Source organism: Mycobacterium sp. IS-2888, assembly GCF_001954215.1.
Taxonomy (GTDB): domain Bacteria; phylum Actinomycetota; class Actinomycetes; order Mycobacteriales; family Mycobacteriaceae; genus Mycobacterium.
In genome coordinates this window covers 1-2,683 of the sequence record NZ_MBET01000095.1, presented here as the reverse complement: position 1 = coordinate 2,683, position 2,683 = coordinate 1, and the positions used below count along the sequence as shown (strand labels likewise).

3 protein-coding genes and 1 pseudogene are annotated in these 2,683 nt (G+C 66.2%); 2 read left to right on the top strand and 2 right to left on the bottom strand.

Going from position 1 to position 2,683, the window contains the following annotated elements:
* The first annotated feature begins 199 nt into the window (after positions 1-199).
* Positions 200-700, top strand: a complete 501-nt coding sequence (locus A5745_RS18510; RefSeq protein WP_139329685.1) for a hypothetical protein — start codon at positions 200-202, stop codon at positions 698-700.
* Here the strand turns inward: A5745_RS18510 and A5745_RS18505 are convergent.
* The gene (locus A5745_RS18505; protein WP_076117924.1) at positions 697-1,278 is read right to left on the bottom strand and encodes a dihydrofolate reductase family protein; all 582 of its coding nucleotides are present in this window, start codon (positions 1,276-1,278) and stop codon (positions 697-699) included. The two genes, A5745_RS18510 and A5745_RS18505, sit on opposite strands and share 4 nt — an antisense overlap.
* 115 nt (positions 1,279-1,393) lie before the next feature.
* Here A5745_RS18505 and A5745_RS18500 point away from each other — a divergent pair, with 115 nt between their 5' ends.
* A complete protein-coding gene (locus tag A5745_RS18500) occupies positions 1,394-2,398 on the top strand; it encodes a VWA domain-containing protein (RefSeq protein WP_076117920.1) in 1,005 nt (334 codons plus the stop codon).
* A gap of 4 nt (positions 2,399-2,402) precedes the next feature.
* Here A5745_RS18500 and A5745_RS18495 read toward each other — a convergent pair.
* Positions 2,403-2,683: pseudogene (locus A5745_RS18495) on the bottom strand (hypothetical protein); the annotation flags it as partial.

The following is a 2,683-nucleotide window of genomic DNA, read 5'->3' as shown; positions in this document are numbered from 1 at the left end:
CCCGGGCCTCTCGGCGAACGCGCCAACTGGCGGTGGTATCACCCCTTCCAACCCCAACCACCACCCACAAACAACTAAACTGGTTCACGCGTCAGGGCGAACCTGAAATAAGTTGGGGCGTAGAGACTTTCGTTGCAGCGCCGCTGCGTTTTGTCCAAACAGATCCGCCGTCACCGAAGATGGCCTATCGTCCCCAATCATGAGGGCCGGGATGACCATGGCCGTCGCCACGCTCACGGGCGCGGCCATTGCCGCGCTGCTCGCGACCGGGATCGCACACGCGGACCACGTACCCAAAGTTGGCAATGCCTGCCGCGGCTCCGGCGACAGCAGTGCGGCCCTGGACGGTTCGCAAACGTTCACACCACAGGGCGAGGTCCTGCTGTGCCCGGCGGGTGGCCCGATGGCCGTATGGACGCACCTCGCCGCCGTTCAACGGCCCGCGACCGTCTGGTACACGTATGGGCCGCCGGCGACGTTGACGGCGAACGATGTCACCGCGGGCAGCCATTGGATCGGTTTCGGCGGTAGCGATTGCAGCGCGGTACAAACGTCTACCGCCGGAGGGCCACCCGTCGTCAAGCCGATCCAGGCCGGTGCTCCGTTCACGGACGTCTTCCTGCTGAAGGACCTGGCGACCTTGAAACTCACCGGCTCGTGTCAGTGGCGCACGGCCGGGTCGTCACCGTACGGGCCCTAGCCGTGCAGGGTGGGCCGGTAAATGAGTTCTTGGATGCTGCCGTCGAGTGTTCGACTCTCGATCAGCTCGAGGTCGAAGTCGGCCGCACCCTGGAAGATCCGGTCATCACCGGTCTGACCGGTGATCACGGGAAAGAGCGTCACCTGGACGCGATCGACCAGGCCGGCGGCCATCAACGCGCGGTTCATCGACAGGCTGCCGTGCGAGCGCAACGGCACCTCTGACTCCTCCTTGAGTCGGGCGACGACGTCGACGGCGTCGCCGCTCACGACGGTCGCGTCGGGCCAGTCGAGCGGTGCGTCCAGGGAGGTCGACACCACCGTCGCCGGCAGGTGCCTCATCCGCGTGACCCACGGGTCGCGCACCTCGGACTCCTCGGTGCTATCGGCCAGCATTTGTGCGAATAGCCGATATGTGTTGGCGCCCATGACCATTCGCTGCTTCTCGTCGTACAGGGCGAGGCGGCGGTCGAGCAGTTCGGGGCCTTGCTTGCCCCAGTAGCCGCCCCAGTCGCCGCCGCTGACGCCGCCGAAGCCGTCGAGGCTGGAAAAGACGTCGAAGGTGTAGGTGGCGGTCATGATGCTCTCCTCGAGTGCGGTTGCGTGTTGGGGATACAGACCGCAAACCGCGGCGAAACTCATCGCGACGCCGCGACCGTGCACCGCCGGCGTTTGACGAATACTGTGGCTGAACATGAAGTTGCCGCTGTTGGGCCCGGTATCGCTGGCGGGCTTCCAGCACGCCTGGTTCTTCCTGTTCCTGCTGGCCGTGCTGTTGGTGATAGGCATCTATGTCGTCCAGCAATTCGCCCGCCGCCGGCGGGTGCTGCGCTTCGCCAACATGGATGTGCTCGAGCGCGTCGCGCCGCGTCACCCCGGCCGCTGGCGGCACCTGCCCACGATCCTGCTTGCCACATCGCTGGTGTTGCTGACCACGGCGATGGCGGGGCCGACGTCCAACGTCCGGATCCCGCTCAACCGCGCGGTCGTCATGCTGGTCATCGACGTCTCGGAGTCCATGGCTTCCACCGACGTCGCTCCGAATCGGCTGGCCGCCGCGCAGGAGGCCGGCAAGCAGTTCGCCGACCAGCTGACGCCGGGCATCAATCTCGGGCTCGTCGGCTTCGCGGGCGTCCCGTACCTGCTGGTGCCGCCGACCCCGCAACATCAGGCGACCATCGAGGCCCTGAAGAAGCTCGAGTTCGCCGACAGCACGGCGACGGGCCAGGCGATCTTCACCGCCCTACACGCGATCAGCGCGTCGGCCGTTCAGGGTGGGGACAAGCCGCCGCCCGCGCGCATCGTGCTGCTGTCGGACGGCGGGGAGAACAAGCCGCAAAACCCCAGCGACCCACGCGACGGCGTCTACACCGCGTCGCGCCTGGCGAAGGATCAAGGGGTTCCCATCTCCACGATCACGTTCGGCACCAAGACCGGCAGCATCGAGATGGACGGCCAGCGGGTGAATGTGCCCGTCTCCACGGACCAGATGAAGAAGATCGCGCAGCTTTCCGGTGGGCAGTCCTACACCGCCACCAATCTCGAGCAGCTCAACAAGGACTACGACGCCATCGAGAACGAGATCGGGTATCGCACGGTGCCCGGACCGGGCAGTGCGGGCTGGCTGCGCCTCGGGGTCGTCGTCGCGCTGGTGGCGACGGCTCTGGCGCTGCTGATCAACCGAAGACTTCCCACCTGATCGCTCAGGCGGGCAGCCGGCGATTCAGGAACAGGCCCGCCAATACCGCGCCGGCCATCACGAACGCACCGAGCAGCATCCACGCCAGGCTCGCGTCACCCTTCACGGTTTCGTAGCCGATCTGGTGCTGCAGCGTCGTATAGACGTTCTTGAGCGATTCCAGGCTGTCGGCATGGAACGCCTGGCCGTCGGTGATCTCGCAGATTTTCTGCAGCGTCCGATCGTCGACCGGGACGGGAATGCTGGCGCCCTCGAACTCGACGGTGCCGTACGGCGTGCCGAACG